Below are 808 nucleotides of genomic sequence, written 5' to 3' on the forward strand. Positions count from 1 at the left end.
CACGATCGGAATAGACCGGCGCATTCATCGGACGGCCATAGCGCGGGTCATCCGGCGACATCACCGGGCCGGGCGGCGGCAGCGCGGCCGAATTGCGCGGCGCGTCTTCATCATCGAGCGAGTCGAAATCCGGCATGTTGCCCTGCGAGTAGGGCTGCGGCGCGGCCGAGTAGACCGGGCCCTGGGGAGCCGGATAGCCCTGCTGCGCACGCGCAAGCGAGGTTCCCGCCACGCCGAGAGCCGCGGCAGCGCAAATCGTCAGAATGCGGTTGATCATCATTGCTCTATTATAGTCCCCAAGCCACACCGGACTGTTAACGGCCCAATGCAGGAAGATAGCGGCGCATTCAAGACAAATCCGCGAAATCCGGGCCATTTCGGGCTTTTGTGATGTGCCGTCAACGCTGCGGCAAAGATGTCTCATGGGTCGGGAATGTTTGTCCACCTGCCCAAAGTCATCAATCACCCGCATTTTGTAACAAACAGTCTTCGAGGGTTGCGATATCTTCGAATCGGCCTGATTCGTCGCTCGCGACGACGGCTTTCTTGTGTGGTCACTGCGTTCCCTCGACATCAAAGAGCCTCCCGCAGAAGGGGGAACCCGCGCCCATGCTCCCCGGCCTTCGTTTCTTGTTCGCCGCGATCGTGCTGGCGACGTCGCTTCTGGTGTTCGGGTTAGGGGCAGCCGCGCTGTTTCGCGCGGCGCATGAGGAATTCGCCAGCACTCCGGCCCGCCGGGCCCCGCCCGAGCCGCAATTCGCGCAGCAGCCCGAGGCCCCGCCGGTGCTCGCCATGGTGCGGGTCGACC

Annotated in this window: 2 pseudogenes; one reads left to right on the forward strand and one right to left on the reverse strand. The window is 63.4% G+C overall.

Features of this window, described 5'->3' with window-relative positions:
• Positions 1-574, reverse strand: a pseudogene (locus tag H8B02_RS47545) (hypothetical protein); the annotation flags it as partial.
• A gap of 35 nt (positions 575-609) precedes the next feature.
• Between H8B02_RS47545 and H8B02_RS47550 the strand changes: the two are divergent.
• A pseudogene (locus H8B02_RS47550) lies at positions 610-808 on the forward strand (hypothetical protein); the annotation flags it as partial.

Origin of the sequence: Bradyrhizobium altum (genome assembly GCF_020889705.1) — a bacterium.
Classification (GTDB): domain Bacteria; phylum Pseudomonadota; class Alphaproteobacteria; order Rhizobiales; family Xanthobacteraceae; genus Bradyrhizobium; species Bradyrhizobium altum.